The following is a 14608-nucleotide window of genomic DNA, read 5'->3' on the forward strand; positions in this document are numbered from 1 at the left end:
AGAGGGGCAACCATGAGTACTACAGAAACGGCACCATTGCCGGCGGCATCGCAGGATTTTCACCGGCTGTCATTTACCGGAAACGCTGCGGAATATTTCGGCATCTGGATCGTCAACATCCTTTTGACGATCGTCACGCTCGGCATCTACTCGGCCTGGGCGAAGGTGCGGCGCAACCGCTATTTCTACGGCAACACGGTACTGCTCGGCCGCGCCTTCGAATATCATGCCAAGGGCAAGCAGATCTTCATCGGCCGGCTGATCGTCTTTGCCTACTTCGTCATCTACAATATCCTGCTGGCGGCATCTCCGATTGCCGGCATAGCCTTGGCCGTCGTCGTTCTCTTCTTCTTTCCCTGGCTGATCATGCGCGGTCTGCGCTTCAGTGCCCGGGTGACCAGCTATCGCAACGTCCGCTTCAATTTCGTCGGCAAGATGGGTGGGGCCTTTGTCGCATTCATGGCCGGTCCGGTGATGGCCGTTCTGTCGCTCGGCATTCTGGCGCCGCTCGCCAGCCGCTGGATGTATCGCTATATCGGCAACAATCTGCGCTATGGCGGCCGGGCGTTTGCAACGGATCCGAAGCTCGGGCCGATCTACCAAACCTGGTTCTTCTCGGCATTGATCATCATCCTCGGCTTGCTGGTCATCGCAGTCGCGGCATTTGCCAATATGTCCCTGATCGTCGCCCTCATCGACAACCCCAATGCGCTGCCACCCGAATTCCAGGCATCGATGTTCATTCTGGGCATCGTCGCCTATCTGGCCGTGCTGCTGTCCTTCGGTATTGCTGCCCTGTTCTATCGTGCCGGCGTTCGCAACATCGCCTGGTCGGCGACCCGTTTCGATGGCAAGCATGACCTCAAGAGCGACATGTCGCGGTTCCGTTATGTCTGGATTGCAGTGTCGAATGTGGTCGTGACCGTTCTGACCCTCGGCCTGATGCGCCCTTGGGCGGCGGTTCGCATGGCGCGCTATGTCAACGAGCACACGGCAGTCCGTTTCGACGGAGATGTCGGCGAAATCCTCGCAACGGTCGAGCAGGAAGGATCTGCGGTCGGCGCGGAGTTCATGGAATTCGAGGGCTTCGATTTTGGCTTCTGACGAAAGGCCGATTTGCCGGGGCGACTGGCATCCGCGCGATTCCAGCCGTTCGGCTGCTGCTCGTCTCGTCGAAAAGGACGGGCAGGTCGGGGCCATTGCCGAAGATGGCACGGCGCTCGCATCGGCGGTCTTTTCCACTCTCGATATATCGGCGCGGGTCGGCTCGATCCCGCGCCGTGTCGAGTTTCCCGACGGCTCGCTGTTTGAAACCGCCGACAACGATGCGATTGACGGCCTTCAGTTGGCAAACGGCCGGAAGAGGGTCGGGTTCGTCCACGGCCTCGAGCGGTTTCATCCGCGCCTGCTGGTCTTCGTCGCAGCGGTTTTCCTGCTGTCGGGTCTGGTCTATCGTTTCGCGCTCCCGGTGCTGGTCGAGGTTGCCGTCGCCGTTACCCCGCCAGTCGTGCCGAAGCTGATGTCCGTCAGCACGCTGGCAACGCTGGATCGTACCGTGCTTGACGAAACGAAGCTGGACGAAGCAAAGAAGCGCACGATTTCCGAAGGTTTTGCCCGCATCGCGGCAAAATCGGATCGTGGCGCCTCCGCCTATACGCTAAATTTCCGCGAAGGTGGGGCGATCGGCCCGAACGCATTTGCGTTGCCGGACGGCACGCTGATCATTACGGATGAACTGGTCGTACTCGCCGGCAACGACACCGAGATGCTGATCGGCGTGCTGGCACACGAGATCGGCCATGTCGAACTGGAGCACAGCCTGCGGCAGATCTACCGCGCCGCCGGCATGGCCGGCCTGATCATGCTGATCGCCGGCGATGTGGGCGACAGTGTCGAGGATCTGCTCGTCCAGGGCGGCGGCCTTGTGTCGCTCTCCTATTCCAGGTCGGCGGAAGCTGCTGCCGACCGCCATTCGGTCGAGCTGATGGAAAAGGCCGGATACGATCCGACGGCCATTGCGCGCTTCTTCGAGATCATCGAGAAAAAGCTCGGCGACACGTCCGGGACAAATATTCTTTCCACGCATCCTGGTACCCCGGAGCGCAAGAAGGCGATTCGCGAATATGAAGCGGAGTTGCGGCAGAAGCAGGCGCCGAACTAGCCCGGCGTCGCTCACTGTCAGCTATAACTTGATTTTAAACATCAATTTTTGCCCGTTTGAAGGATGGACAGCCGCCGAGAAGCTGATCATGATCACATCGAGATGATTTTATGCTTTTTGGAATTGTTCCAAACTACCAATCGTCCTATATGAAGAGGCAGAATGTGAGACTGTCGGTCGAATCGCCGCATAGCCACGAATTCTTGAGTATCGCTATAGGCTCATAGGTTCATCCGAACCGAGGGGCACCGACATTTCGAAGCCTGGAGTAAACGATGCGTCTGACGAAGCAAACGAACTACGCAGTCCGCATGCTCATGTATTGCGCTGCCAATGACGGCCATCTCAGCCGCATCCCGGAAATTGCAAAGGCCTATGGAGTGTCTGAACTCTTCCTTTTCAAGATCCTGCAGCCACTCAACAAGGCCGGTCTCGTCGAGACGGTGCGGGGCCGCAACGGCGGCGTGCGCCTGCCGAAGCCGGCGGCCGAGATCAGCCTGTTCGATATCGTCAAGGTGACTGAAGACAGTTTCGCCATGGCGGAATGCTTCGAGGCTGGCGAGATCGATTGTCCGCTGGTCGATAGCTGCGGCCTGAACTCGGCGTTGCGCAAGGCGCTGAACGCCTTTTTCGAAGTGCTCCAGCAATATTCGATCGACGATCTGGTGAAGGCCCGGCCGCAGATCAATTTCCTGCTTGGCCTCGATCAGCTCACGCATCCGAAAACGGCTGCCGCTTGAACTGAGCCATCGTCCTGAAGCAAGAGCCCGGTTTTTCCGGGCTTTTTGCTGGGCTATGATTTCGTCACATATTCCCGCAGGATGAATTCGATCGCGGTCGGATCGAGCTCGGCCTTGTCGATACGGAAATCGGCGCCGTATTCCTCGAATTTCTGAAAATACGGATCGGCAAGCGACGAGGAAATCACCCCGATCGGGCCGATGAACCCTTGCTGACGCATGGCTGGAACGGTTTCGCGAAAGTCAGCCTGCGGCTGCAGGCGATTGTCCATCAGTACCATGGATACGGGTTTTCCGGATTTGATGAAGTCGAGTGCGTCGTCAATCGTTTCGCAATAGTGCAGATGGATCTCCGCGCTCGATACCTTTTTCATCACGCCGCGCATGATCAGGTTTTCGGCCGGATCGTCATCGACGAGCAGGATGTGGATCGGCTGCGGGTCCGGCATCATTGTATGATCTGCTCCCGTATCGCCTTGGCCACCATCTGGGTTCTGTTGACCACGTCGAGCTTCTTCAGGATTGTCGCCGTATGCGAGTTGACCGTGTGTTCCGACACGGAGACGATCAGCGCGATCTCGCTTGCTGTCTTGCCGTGCGAGATCCAGCGCAAAATTTCCGTCTCTCGCGGTGTCAGGCCAAGCCCCGCCTTGTTGGACAGGACCAGCCGGTAAAAATAGTCGAAGGCGCAAACGGCGTCGTAACAGAGCGCGAAATGCGCCTGCTGGTCCATGTCCTCACCGTCGCCCAGAAACAGCACGGCATAGCGCGCGCCATTGATGCCGGTCACCGGCACGCACATCAGCATGTCGAAGCCGAGTTGGCCGAGCAGATTGCTGCCATGGCCGAGATGAGGGTCGTCGGCCTTCCAGATGGAAGGAATGGATGATGTGTGAAGGCTTTTGAATACGACGGAATCGCCGAAACGATGGCGTTTGTCATATTCCTCTGCCAGTCCGGAGGGGAGATCGTGCAGGGCCAGCCGGTTCGTCAACATGCAGGCATCGCCCTCGTTTCCGAGTTGCAGGATGCCGAAATGGTCGAAACCATAGCGGAGCGACATGGTATGGAAAATTCGAAAGAAGTCGACCCGATTGAGAGCTTTCTCCAAATCGCTGTCAAAATGGTATCGCCGGTGGTTTTTCAGAAGAGTTGCCACGACGCGGCCGTCCCCCACGTATCCCGCGACCGCCAGTTTAACGTGCGATTGACTATAAGCAACTGGCATCTGCACTGGAAAGGGGAGTTGTGGGCGGTTTTGAACTGCTGGATTCGAGCCGCAAGCGTGGTGGAGGGGGGAAGGACTGTATATTGTCGCTTTCATCTATCCCCGCCTGGCAGATAAAAGCTGGACAGCCCTCCCCGCCCCGCAATCTGGTTATGCCACGGAGCATAACCAGTCGCTATCCGTGCAATTTGGGATTGACTTTTTATGGCGATCGACCGTGATTCGATTTGGCCCGTTTTCGAATGAAAAAGTCGTGTATGGCGCCGCCTCTGTCGCATCCGGAGGAATTTTCCAATTGGACAATTTTTTTCGGATGCTTATTGCAATGCCGTAGCAAATGTCGTTCCATCCGGCCTTGACCGGAAACAACGGCTTCTGCGTCAGAAAAATATGAGAACAAGAACAAAACTGGGAAGCAAACTCATGAAAAAGCTCTCTACTCTCCTTGCTGCAACCGCAATCGCCACATTGATGGCTGGTTCGGCATGGTCGAAGACATTGGTCTACTGCTCCGAAGCATCGCCGGAAGGTTTTGATCCGGGTCTCTATACAGGTGGTCAGACATTCGACGCTTCGTCGCGCACGGTCTACAACCGTCTCGTCGAATTCAAGCATGGTGGTACGGAACTTGAGCCGGGCCTCGCTGAAAGCTGGGAAGTTTCGGCTGACGGCACTGAATATACCTTCAAGCTGCGTCCGGGCGTCAAGTTCCAGACGACCGAATATTTCACGCCGACCCGCGAATTGAACGCAGACGACGTGATCTTCTCGTTCGAGCGCCAGTACAAGGCAGACAATCCCTGGAACAAGTACGTTGCCGGCGCGTCTTGGGAATATTTCGCAGGCATGGGCTTCCCGGACCTGATCCAGTCGATCACCAAGGTCGATGACCTCACTGTCAAGTTCAAGCTGAAGCAGGCCGAAGCGCCGTTCCTCGCCAACCTCGGCATGGATTTCGCCTCGATCATGTCGAAGGAATATGCCGACAAGCTCGCTGCCGACGGCAAGATGGAACTGCTGAACCAGCAGCCGCTGGGCACAGGTCCGTTCACGTTCGTCGCTTACCAGACGGACGCTGCGATCCGCTACAAGGCCAACCCGGATTACTGGGCCGGCAAGGAAAAGATCGACGATCTCGTATTCGCCATCACGACCGATGCCGCAATCCGCGCGCAGAAGCTGAAGGCCGGCGAATGCCACATCATGGCGTATCCGAACGCGGCCGACGTTGCCGAGCTGAAGAAGGACGAGAACCTGACGATTCTCGAACAGGAAGGCCTCAACGTCTCCTACCTCGCTTACAACACGCTCGTTGCTCCGTTCGACAAGGCTGAGGTCCGCAAGGCCCTCAACATGGCCGTCAACAAGCAGGCGATCGTCGACGCCGTGTTCCAGGGGGCCGCAACAGTCGCCAAGAACCCGATCCCGCCGACAATGTGGTCCTATAACGACAAGATCGAAGACGACAAGTACGATCCGGCGGCGGCCAAAAAGATGCTTGAAGACGCTGGCGTCAAGGATCTCAAGATGAAGATCTGGGCGATGCCTGTCGCTCGTCCGTACATGCTGAACGCTCGCCGTGCAGCTGAGCTGATGCAGGCCGATCTGGCCGCCATCGGTGTTACGGTGGAAATCGTTTCCTACGAATGGGCCGAGTACCTGAAGCTCTCGTCCGCCAAGGACCGCGACGGCGCGGCCATCCTCGGCTGGACCGGTGACAATGGCGATCCGGACAACTTCCTCGACACCCTGCTTGGTTGCGACGCCGTCGGCGGCAACAATCGTGCCCAGTGGTGCAACAAGGAGTTCGACGACCTGATGACCAAGGCCAAGGCAACCGCCGACGTCGCGGAGCGCACGAAGTTCTATGAGGAGGCCCAGGTCATCTTCAAGAAGGAAGCTCCGTGGAACACCATCGACCATTCGCTCGTCTTCGTTCCGATGAACAAGAAGGTGACCGGCTTCGTCATGGATCCGCTCGGCATTCACCGCTTTAACGGCGTGGATATTGCAGAGTAATTCTTCCGTATGATCTATGCCCGCCGCAACCGCGGTGGCAGTTTCCGGCGGCTCGAATTCCTCGAGCCGCCGGTTTTACAATCGGACTAAACGCCCATGTTGCGCTTTATTTTCGGACGGCTGGCCGTCCTGATCCCCACCTTCATCGGGGTTTCCATCATCGCCTTCTCGTTCATCCGCCTGTTGCCCGGTGATCCGGTCATGCTGATGTCGGGTGAACGCGTGATGTCTCCCGAGCGTCATGCCCAGATCATGACGGATCTCGGCCTCGACCGGCCGATCTACATCCAGTATTTCGATTACCTCGTGAACTTGCTGCACGGCGATTTCGGAAGCTCGATCGTTACCAAACGGGCCGTGCTTGATGATTTCATGCAACTGTTTCCGGCAACCATCGAGCTGTCGCTCTGTGCCATCATCCTGGCCGTCGCTCTCGGTGTGCCCGCCGGCGTCCTGGCTGCGGTCAAGCGCGGCACCTGGCTCGACCAGACGCTGATGGGAACCGCGCTGGTCGGCTATTCCATGCCGATCTTCTGGTGGGGTCTGCTGCTCGTCATCTTCTTCTCCGGCTATCTCGGCTGGACGCCCGTCTCGGGCCGCATCTCGCTGATGTATTTCTTCCCGCAGGTTACCGGTTTCATGTTGATCGACAGTTTGATCTCGGGGCAGGCGGGCGCCTTCAAGTCGGCGGTCACCTATCTGATCCTGCCGACCATCGTGCTGGCGACCATTCCGCTCGCCGTCATTGCCCGACAGACGCGCTCTGCGATGCTGGAAGTGCTTGGCGAAGACTATGTGCGGACCGCCCGCTCCAAGGGCCTGTCGCCGTTCCGCGTCATCGGCGTGCATGCGCTTCGCAACGCCCTGATCCCGGTCATCACCACCATCGGCCTGCAGGTCGGCGTGCTGTTGGCCGGTGCGATCCTGACCGAAACGATCTTTTCCTGGCCGGGCATCGGCAAGTGGATGGTCGATTCCGTCTTCAAACGCGACTATCAGGTCGTCCAGGGCGGACTGATGCTGATCGCCGCGGTGATCATGATCGTCAATCTCATCGTTGATGTGCTCTACGGCTTCATCAATCCGCGTATCCGGCACTAGGAGGGTCTGATGGCTGTCGTCGAAATCAAAACCACCGCGCCGCCGACCGGGCTTGCCGAGTTCTGGTTCTATTTCTCGCGCAACAAGGGCGCGGTGATCGGCCTCGTGGTCTTTACGATTATCCTGGTGCTGGCGATCTTCGCGCCGATCGTCACGCCGCATAGTCCGAGCATCCAGAACCGCGACGTCCTTCTGCTGCCCCCGGCGCTGTCTGCGGGCGGGCAGTGGACCTACCTTCTGGGCACCGATGCCGTCGGTCGCGATATCCTGTCCCGACTGATCTATGGCGCGCGTTTCTCGCTGTTCATCGGTCTCGTGGTCGTCACTCTTTCGGTCATTTCCGGCGTGCTCGTCGGCCTGGTCGCCGGCTATTTCCGCGGCCGCACCGATACGATCATCATGCGCGTCATGGATATCATCCTGGCCTTTCCGTCGCTGCTTCTGGCTCTCGTGCTGGTTGCCGTACTCGGCCCGGGCCTGCTGAACGCGATGATCGCCATCTCGCTCGTCAACCTGCCGCATTTCGTTCGGCTGACGCGGGCTGCGGTCATGTCCGAACGCACCAAGGATTATGTCATCGCCTCCAGGGTCGCCGGTGCCGGCACTCTGCGACTGATGTTCCTGACCATCTTGCCGAATTGTCTCGCACCGCTGATCGTCCAGGCGACGCTCGCCTTCTCGGCGGCGATCCTCGACGCGGCGGCCCTCGGCTTCCTCGGCATGGGCGCCCAGCCGCCGACGCCGGAATGGGGCACGATGCTGGCCGAAGCCCGCGAGTTCATCCAGCGCGCCTGGTGGGTCGTAACCTTCCCCGGCCTTGCCATTCTTATCACCGTCCTTGCCATCAACCTGATGGGCGACGGCCTGCGCGATGCGCTTGATCCCAAGTTGAAGAGGTCATGATGTCCCTTTTCGAAGTCGAAAATCTCGTCGTCGAATTCCAGACGGCTGCCGGCCCGTTCCGCGCCGTCGATGGCGTCTCGATGAAAGTCAATGCGGGCGAAGTGCTGGCGATCGTCGGAGAATCCGGTTCCGGCAAGTCGGTGTCGATGCTGGCCGCCATGGGCCTCTTGCCCTGGACGGCGAAGGTTACCGCTGACAAGCTGCAGTTCAACGGCGTTGATCTTCTCGGTCTGTCGGCATCCGATCGGCGCACGATCGTCGGCAAGGACATTGCCATGATCTTTCAGGAACCGGTCGCCAGCCTCAATCCTTGCTTTACGGTCGGGTTCCAGATCGAGGAAGTGCTGCGCATTCATCTCGGTCTCGACAAGAAGGCCCGCCGGGCGCGCGCCATCGAGCTTTTCGACCTGGTCGGCATTCCCAATCCCGCCGAGCGGTTGAGCCATTTCCCGCACCAGATGTCGGGTGGCCAGTGCCAGCGCGTCATGATCGCGATTGCGCTCTCCTGCAATCCGAAGCTTTTGATTGCCGACGAGCCGACCACGGCACTCGACGTGACCATCCAGAAGCAGATTCTCGATCTCCTGATGCGGCTCCAGGCAGAACATGGCATGGGCCTGATCATCATCACCCACAATATGGGTGTTGTTGCTGAAACCGCCGATCGTGTCATCGTCCAGTACAAGGGCCGCAAGATCGAGGAGGCGGATGTGCTGTCGCTGTTCGAGGCCCCGAAGAGCGAATACACGCGCGCACTTCTCTCCGCGCTTCCCGACAACGCCACCGGAGACCGTCTGCCGACGATCGCGGAATTCCTCAGTGACGACCAGATCTTTGCAGGAGCTGTTCGATGACCCATGTCCTCGAAGCCAGAAACCTCGTCCGCGATTATCAGATCCCGGGCAGCCTCCTCAAAAAAGGCAAGACCGTTCATGCCGTCAAGGGCGTGAGCTTTTCGGTCGACCAAGGCAAGACGCTGGCCATAGTCGGCGAAAGCGGCTGCGGAAAATCGACGCTTGCCCGCATCGTCACCATGATTGACCCTGCGACATCAGGCGACATGCTGATCGACGGTGTGAAGGTCGATATCGCCAAGGAGCGGCTGACGCCGGAAATGCGCCAGAAGGTCCAGATCGTCTTTCAGAACCCCTACGGCACGCTCAACCCGCGCAAGAAGATCGGCGAAATCCTCACCGAACCGCTGATCATCAACACGAAGATGAAGGCGGACGAGCGGCAGGCCAAGGCCATGGCCATGTTGAAGAAGGTCGGCCTCGAGGAAAAGCACTACGGTCGCTATCCGCACATGTTTTCCGGCGGCCAGCGCCAGCGCGTCGCGATTGCCCGCGCCCTGATGCTCAACCCGCGGCTTCTGGTGCTGGACGAGCCGGTCTCGGCGCTCGACCTGTCGGTGCAGGCCCAGGTTCTCAACCTGCTTGCCGACCTACAGGACGAATTCCAGCTGACCTACGTCTTCATCAGCCACGATTTGTCGGTGGTGCGCTACATCGCCGATGACGTGATGGTGATGTATTATGGCGAGGCCGTCGAATATGGCAGCCGCGAGGAAGTCTTCAGCGATCCGAAGCACAGCTACACAAGGACGCTTTTCGCCGCGACGCCCCGCGCCGATGTCGAAAGCATCAAGGCGCGCCTTGCCCGGAAAAATGCCGCCTGAATGATGCGCATTGGCTGCCGGGTTGTCGCAATGACGGTTCCACTGATTGGAAATCTGCGATAAAGCGCCAGCGTTACAACAATTCACATGCGGCCTGCCGCATTTTACGAGGAATATGAAAATGGACATCAAACGCTTCGAAACCGGCCCGCGCATGAGCCAAGCTGTCGTGCACAATGGTACCGTCTATCTCGCCGGCCAGGTTGGTGAGGCAGGCTCGGATGTTGCAGAGCAGACCAAACAGGCTCTCGCATCCGTCGATCGTCTGTTGGCGCTCGCCGGCACCGACAAGTCCCGCATCCTGTCGGCCACCATCTGGCTCGCCGACATGGTCGACTTCCCGAAGATGAATGCCGTCTGGGATGCCTGGGCCTCGCAGGGCAACACGCCGGCTCGCGCGACTGGCGAAGCCAAGCTCGCAACCCCGGACTACCTCGTCGAAGTTATCGTGATCGCCGCTCTCTAGGACCTGCGATTGTTCCATGAGAAAGCCGGCGCTTTCAACAGGTGCCGGCTTTTTGCGTTCCAGCAATCAGTTTCCAATGCGTGCGGTGCCGGTGTCGCCGTTGTCGCGAATCCATTTGACTTTGTCCGGACCGGTTTCCGTCAGGTCGAAACACATTGCCGATCCGTCATACCAGACCTTGAATTGCTGGCAGAGCTTGTCCGACTGTATCCACCAGTGGCCCTTGTCGGTTGGCTGGATGAATTTTCCCAGGCCCAGCGCCTTGCCACTGCCATCGACCTCGCCGGAAGGGTGGTAATTCAGCGGAAATTCTCCGCCCATCGGTGCTGCCAGATAGATCGTCTTGCCGATGATGAGGCTGCGGATATCTGCCTCCTTCATCTGATTGGCTTCGGCCGCTGCGGCAAGGCTGGAAATTGTCGTTCCCAGAAAGACAATGGCAATTTTGTGCATGACAGTCTCCATCGCGTTGCACTCGATACGTCGTGCTCAGCAATTGGATCACTCGATCTACGTCCAATGTTTCGCGATGTTCAACGCAAGGGTATGGAACAATTCCTGCCTCTCCGCGTTAGACTACGCATTCTTCTGGAATGCTCTCCAACAACGAAGGAATGTGCCATGCTGTACTGGTTGCCAAGGCTATGCCTGTTCCTGCTCATCGGCGCGGTTCTGGGCTTGGGTATTCTGCCGGCGACGTCTGAAGACATCGCCAGCACATTGATCGTCGTGATTTTGGGCCTCGGCCTATTCTCCCTGACGCTCCACGTTTTCCCCCCGGAACGCTACTGACCCGTCCGGCGAAAGCAGGCGACAAAACGGTTTCATCTTTTGGATCGACGTTTTTGGCGCGGTCGAACTCGACCCTATCTGAAAAGCCTGCTTGAGTATCTGCAATGCCGGCCAATATGGGTGCGGGAACCTTTTCGTAAGCGACGAGTTAATAGCCGTTACACGCCGGTGCTGCCTCTGCTCCGGCGTTTTCCGCATATTGATCTCATTCGTCCGTTCGGCAGAGACCGTTGCGGACCGGGCACATGGAGAGACGGAAGATGAGTGCTGCCTTGCCGGGGAGTGGGATTTTCAAGAAGCGAAAACAGGCGGAGGCAGAGGCACAGGTGGCTGCGGCGGACATTCCGGAAACGTCGCCGAAAACAGGGCTCGACCTGGTGGTTGCCTGGAGTGTTGTCGGAACATTCGTCATCCTTGCTTCAACGGCCATCTATATGATGGAAGCCATTCTGATGCCGGTAACCCTTGCCATCGTCATCGGCATGGTACTGGGGCTTGCCGCGGATCGGCTGGCGCGATTCGGATTGCCTCCCGTACTCGGCGGGTTGCTTCTGGCGATCATTTTCGTCGTCGGCATTTTCTTTCTGATCAACACGCTGATCGAGCCCCTGACGTCGCTGGCGGGCCAGGCGCCCGGTATCCTTGAGCGGGCCATCGAGCGCATCCTTCCCTATATCCAGCGGTTCGAATGGGCAAAGACTGCGATTGCCGGCACCGACGAAAAAGCCGTCACCGACGTTGCCATCCAGAACGCCGGCGCCATGCTCGGGCTTGTTGCCGCCGGTGTCACGCCCGCCTTTATCCAGACGCTGATTTTCCTTGCGGCACTCGGGCTTTTCCTGGTGGGGCGTGCGCATTTGCGCAAGACGATCATCCTCGCCTTTGCGACGCGCGACCGGCGGCTTGCCGCGATCCGGATCATGAACGCGACGGAAAATGCGGTTGGGTTCTATTTTTCGACGGCCGGCATCATTTACATGATACTCGGGACGATCACCGTAGCGATTGCCTTTGTCGGCGGCCTGACAATGGCGCCGCTCTGGGGATTGTTCGCCTTCGTGTCGAGCTTCATTCCCTATCTCGGCGTCACGATCATGACGGTAGCGTTGCTCTGCGCCGGGTTGATGACCCATGATGCGCTGCTGCTGGCGCTCGCTCCCGCCGCGGCCTTCTTCCTGCTGCATCTGGTGATGGAAAACCTGGTGACCCCGGCGATCCTGGGGCACCGGCTGGAGATCAATCCGTTCCTGATCTTCCTTGCGATCATCTTCTGGACCTGGATGTGGGGCGCCGTCGGCGCCATGCTGGCCCTGCCGCTTTCGCTGATCGCCATGACCATCTTCAATGAGGTCCGTACTCAACCGCCCGAGCGGCAATTGCCCGCGTGAACACCGAGTCGGAATAACCTTGGCCCGGATCGATCTAGATCCGTGCATGGCAACGGAAAGACAAAAGCATGCCTCCAACGCTCGATCCCCTCGGTACGGTGCAGGATGATCTTCATGGAGGTCGTGCCCCATGGGGCAGGGGTTTTCGGCCGCCCCGCAATGTCCGCCTGTTGGAAAGCATGAAGACCGATGTGCTCATCGTCGGCGGGGGGATCACCGGATCGCTTGCCGCCCAGCATCTGGCGGCGCGTGGGGTGGATGTCACGATCATCGATCGCGAGCAGCCGGGCCTTGGCAGTACGGCTGCGAGCACGGCGATGCTGCAATGGGAAATCGATTGTACGCTCGGCGAACTGAGTGAATTCTACGGTTTCGACCGGGCGGCCTCTCTCTATCGCCGAAGCGCTGCCGCCGTGCAGGGCCTGACCGGTCTCGTCGGCGCGCTGGGTTTCGATTGCGTTTTCCGGCCACGCTCGACACTGTATATCGCCGCCGGCGAGGTAGGGCCTGCGGCGCTGCGCGAAGAGCATCTCCTGCGTCAGCGCGCTGGCTTGCCGGGCATGTTGCTTGATCACGCCGAACTCTTGTCCCGCTTCGGTATCGACCGTGCCGCCGCCATCCTGTCGCCGGGAGCCGCCGACGCCGATCCTATGCTTCTCTCCTGGGGACTGTTGCGCGATGCCGCGGCGCGTGGTGCGCGGCTTATCGATGCGATGGCGACAGCCTATCATGATGCACCGGGTGCTGTGACGGTCGAGACCGACGGCCCGTTCGTCATCGAGGCACGACATGTCATTCTGGCCACGGGATATGTCATGCCCGATTTCGTCAAGAGCGAGATCCATCGGACGGCGTCAAGCTGGGCGATCGCGACCACCCCGCAGGCGCCCGGCAGCCTCTGGCCGGGCAGCGAACTGATCTGGGAGGCGTCGGAAAATTACAACTATGCGCGCACCACGGCGGATGGACGGATCATCATCGGCGGCGGAGACGACGATACGGTTGATCCCACTGAGCGCGACAGCAAGATGCCGGAAAAAGCGGCGGCGCTCATCGACGATCTCGTCAAGCTCTGGCCCGCCGCCCAACCGGTCGTCGATTATTCCTGGTCCGGCGCATTCGGCGAGACGGAGGACGGCCTGCCGCTGATCGGTGTCGTTCCCGGCATGCCGCGCATTCTTGCCGCCTATGGTTACGGCGGCAACGGCATTACCTTCAGCTTCATGGCATCGCGCATGCTGGCCGAACTGTGCGCCGGCCACCGGGAAGACTGGTTCGATGCCTTTGCAATCGACCGGCCTTCGCCTGCCGGATAACCCGTCAGCGTTTGCCGGCGCGGGCGTTCTCGTCGAAGAACAGGGCCTGGCTGATCAGGGCCTTGACCATTTCCGGATTGAACGGCTTGGTCACCAGGAAGGCCGGCTCGGGCTTCGTTCCCGTCAGCAGCCGCTCCGGAAACGCGGTGATGAAGATCACCGGGATCGTCGCGCTCTTCAGGATCTCGTTGACCGCGTCGATGCCTGAGCTGCCGTCGGCGAGCTGGATGTCGGCGAGAATCATCTTTGGCGCGGTCTTTTCAAAAAGCGCAATCGCTTCGCCGTAGGTTCTTGCCACGCCTGCGACCTTGTGGCCAAGGCTGGTCACCATGTCTTCGATATCCATGGCAATCAGCGGTTCGTCTTCGATGATCAGGATTTCGGTGGCGACCTGTCTGGAGATATCTTCCGAAGCTTCCCGCAGCAATGCCGCGGCTTCGACATCCGTGACACCGAGGATTTCGGCCGCTTCATCCGGGGTAAAGCCTTCGACGGCGACCAGCAGAAAGGCCTTGCGGGCCGCCGGCGGGATCACAGAAAGGTTTGCCGCCGCGCGCGCTTCCCAGCCGAAGGGCGAAGCGGTGGCGGGCAGATCGACCGTGAGCGTATCGAACAGCGAGGAGAACAGCTTGAAAAGGTTGACCCGGTCGTTGGCGCCTTGCGGAAAAAGCGTGATATCGGCGATCAGCGCTTCCAGTACGGCGGCCACATAGGCGTCGCCGGACGTTTGCGATCCAGTCACCGCACGGGAAAAACGTCGCAGATAGGGAAGATGGGCTGCGATCCGCATGGAAAGTGACATTTAGGACTTCCTTC

Annotated in this window: 16 protein-coding genes; 12 read left to right on the forward strand and 4 right to left on the reverse strand. The window is 59.2% G+C overall.

Annotated features, from left to right (window positions below; genetic code table 11):
- Positions 1–12 precede the first annotated feature (12 nt).
- The 3 genes from J2Z75_RS26965 to rirA all read left to right on the forward strand — a co-directional run bounded on the left by J2Z75_RS26965 (position 13) and on the right by rirA (position 2901).
- Positions 13–1104: a YjgN family protein gene (locus J2Z75_RS26965; RefSeq protein WP_209856769.1), complete on the forward strand. Its 1092-nt coding sequence runs from the start codon at positions 13–15 to the stop codon at positions 1102–1104.
- Entirely contained in the window at positions 1094–2161 is a 1068-nt protein-coding gene (locus J2Z75_RS26970; protein WP_209856771.1) for a M48 family metallopeptidase, read from the forward strand. Before J2Z75_RS26965 ends, J2Z75_RS26970 begins: the two co-directional genes overlap by 11 nt.
- A 275-nt stretch (positions 2162–2436) precedes the next feature.
- Positions 2437–2901 (forward strand): iron-responsive transcriptional regulator RirA, encoded by a 465-nt coding sequence (rirA, locus tag J2Z75_RS26975; RefSeq protein ID WP_209856773.1) that lies wholly within the window; start codon positions 2437–2439, stop codon positions 2899–2901.
- 53 nt (positions 2902–2954) lie between these two features.
- Here rirA and J2Z75_RS26980 read toward each other — a convergent pair whose 3' ends face one another.
- Together J2Z75_RS26980 and J2Z75_RS26985 are read right to left on the reverse strand one after the other, a co-directional pair.
- A complete protein-coding gene (locus tag J2Z75_RS26980; protein WP_209856775.1) occupies positions 2955–3353 on the reverse strand; it encodes a response regulator in 399 nt (132 codons plus the stop codon).
- The gene (locus J2Z75_RS26985; RefSeq protein ID WP_209856776.1) at positions 3350–4225 is read right to left on the reverse strand and encodes a helix-turn-helix transcriptional regulator; all 876 of its coding nucleotides are present in this window, start codon (positions 4223–4225) and stop codon (positions 3350–3352) included. The genes J2Z75_RS26980 and J2Z75_RS26985 overlap by 4 nt, the downstream gene beginning before the upstream one ends.
- A gap of 327 nt (positions 4226–4552) precedes the next feature.
- Between J2Z75_RS26985 and J2Z75_RS26990 the strand changes: the two genes are divergently transcribed.
- The 6 genes from J2Z75_RS26990 to J2Z75_RS27015 all read left to right on the forward strand — a co-directional run bounded on the left by J2Z75_RS26990 (position 4553) and on the right by J2Z75_RS27015 (position 10296).
- Positions 4553–6148 carry an ABC transporter substrate-binding protein gene (locus J2Z75_RS26990; protein WP_209856778.1) on the forward strand — a complete coding sequence of 532 codons (1596 nt, stop codon included), beginning with the start codon at positions 4553–4555 and terminating at the stop codon, positions 6146–6148.
- 96 nt (positions 6149–6244) lie between these two features.
- Complete coding sequence (locus tag J2Z75_RS26995) at positions 6245–7249, forward strand: ABC transporter permease subunit (RefSeq protein ID WP_209856779.1); 1005 nt, start codon at positions 6245–6247, stop codon at positions 7247–7249.
- A gap of 9 nt (positions 7250–7258) precedes the next feature.
- Positions 7259–8152: an ABC transporter permease subunit gene (locus J2Z75_RS27000; protein ID WP_209856781.1), complete on the forward strand. Its 894-nt coding sequence runs from the start codon at positions 7259–7261 to the stop codon at positions 8150–8152.
- Complete coding sequence (locus J2Z75_RS27005) at positions 8152–9006, forward strand: ABC transporter ATP-binding protein (RefSeq protein WP_209856783.1); 855 nt, start codon at positions 8152–8154, stop codon at positions 9004–9006. Before J2Z75_RS27000 ends, J2Z75_RS27005 begins: the two co-directional genes overlap by 1 nt.
- Positions 9003–9830, forward strand: a complete 828-nt coding sequence (locus tag J2Z75_RS27010; RefSeq protein WP_209856784.1) for a dipeptide ABC transporter ATP-binding protein — start codon at positions 9003–9005, stop codon at positions 9828–9830. The genes J2Z75_RS27005 and J2Z75_RS27010 overlap by 4 nt, the downstream gene beginning before the upstream one ends.
- 121 nt (positions 9831–9951) lie before the next feature.
- Entirely contained in the window at positions 9952–10296 is a 345-nt protein-coding gene (locus J2Z75_RS27015; protein WP_209856786.1) for a RidA family protein, read from the forward strand.
- Between the two features lie 66 nt (positions 10297–10362).
- On the opposite strand, the gene J2Z75_RS27020 is transcribed toward J2Z75_RS27015, so the two are convergent.
- Complete coding sequence (locus J2Z75_RS27020) at positions 10363–10749, reverse strand: hypothetical protein (RefSeq protein ID WP_209856788.1); 387 nt, start codon at positions 10747–10749, stop codon at positions 10363–10365.
- A 168-nt stretch (positions 10750–10917) separates the two neighbouring features.
- On the opposite strand from J2Z75_RS27020, the gene J2Z75_RS27025 reads away from it, so the two are divergent.
- From J2Z75_RS27025 to J2Z75_RS27035, 3 genes are all read left to right on the forward strand, one after another.
- On the forward strand, positions 10918–11088 hold the full coding sequence (locus tag J2Z75_RS27025; protein WP_209856790.1) for a hypothetical protein: 171 nt from the start codon (positions 10918–10920) through the stop codon (positions 11086–11088).
- Between the two features lie 260 nt (positions 11089–11348).
- On the forward strand, positions 11349–12476 hold the full coding sequence (locus J2Z75_RS27030) for an AI-2E family transporter (protein ID WP_209856792.1): 1128 nt from the start codon (positions 11349–11351) through the stop codon (positions 12474–12476).
- Between the two features lie 68 nt (positions 12477–12544).
- Positions 12545–13792 (forward strand): FAD-dependent oxidoreductase, encoded by a 1248-nt coding sequence (locus J2Z75_RS27035; protein WP_209856794.1) that lies wholly within the window; start codon positions 12545–12547, stop codon positions 13790–13792.
- Positions 13793–13796: 4 nt separating this feature from the next.
- On the opposite strand, the gene J2Z75_RS27040 is transcribed toward J2Z75_RS27035, so the two are convergent.
- On the reverse strand, positions 13797–14594 hold the full coding sequence (locus tag J2Z75_RS27040) for a response regulator (RefSeq protein ID WP_209856796.1): 798 nt from the start codon (positions 14592–14594) through the stop codon (positions 13797–13799).
- Positions 14595–14608: the final 14 nt, after the last annotated feature.

Origin of the sequence: Rhizobium herbae (genome assembly GCF_017873135.1) — a bacterium.
GTDB classification, from domain to species: domain Bacteria; phylum Pseudomonadota; class Alphaproteobacteria; order Rhizobiales; family Rhizobiaceae; genus Pararhizobium; species Pararhizobium herbae.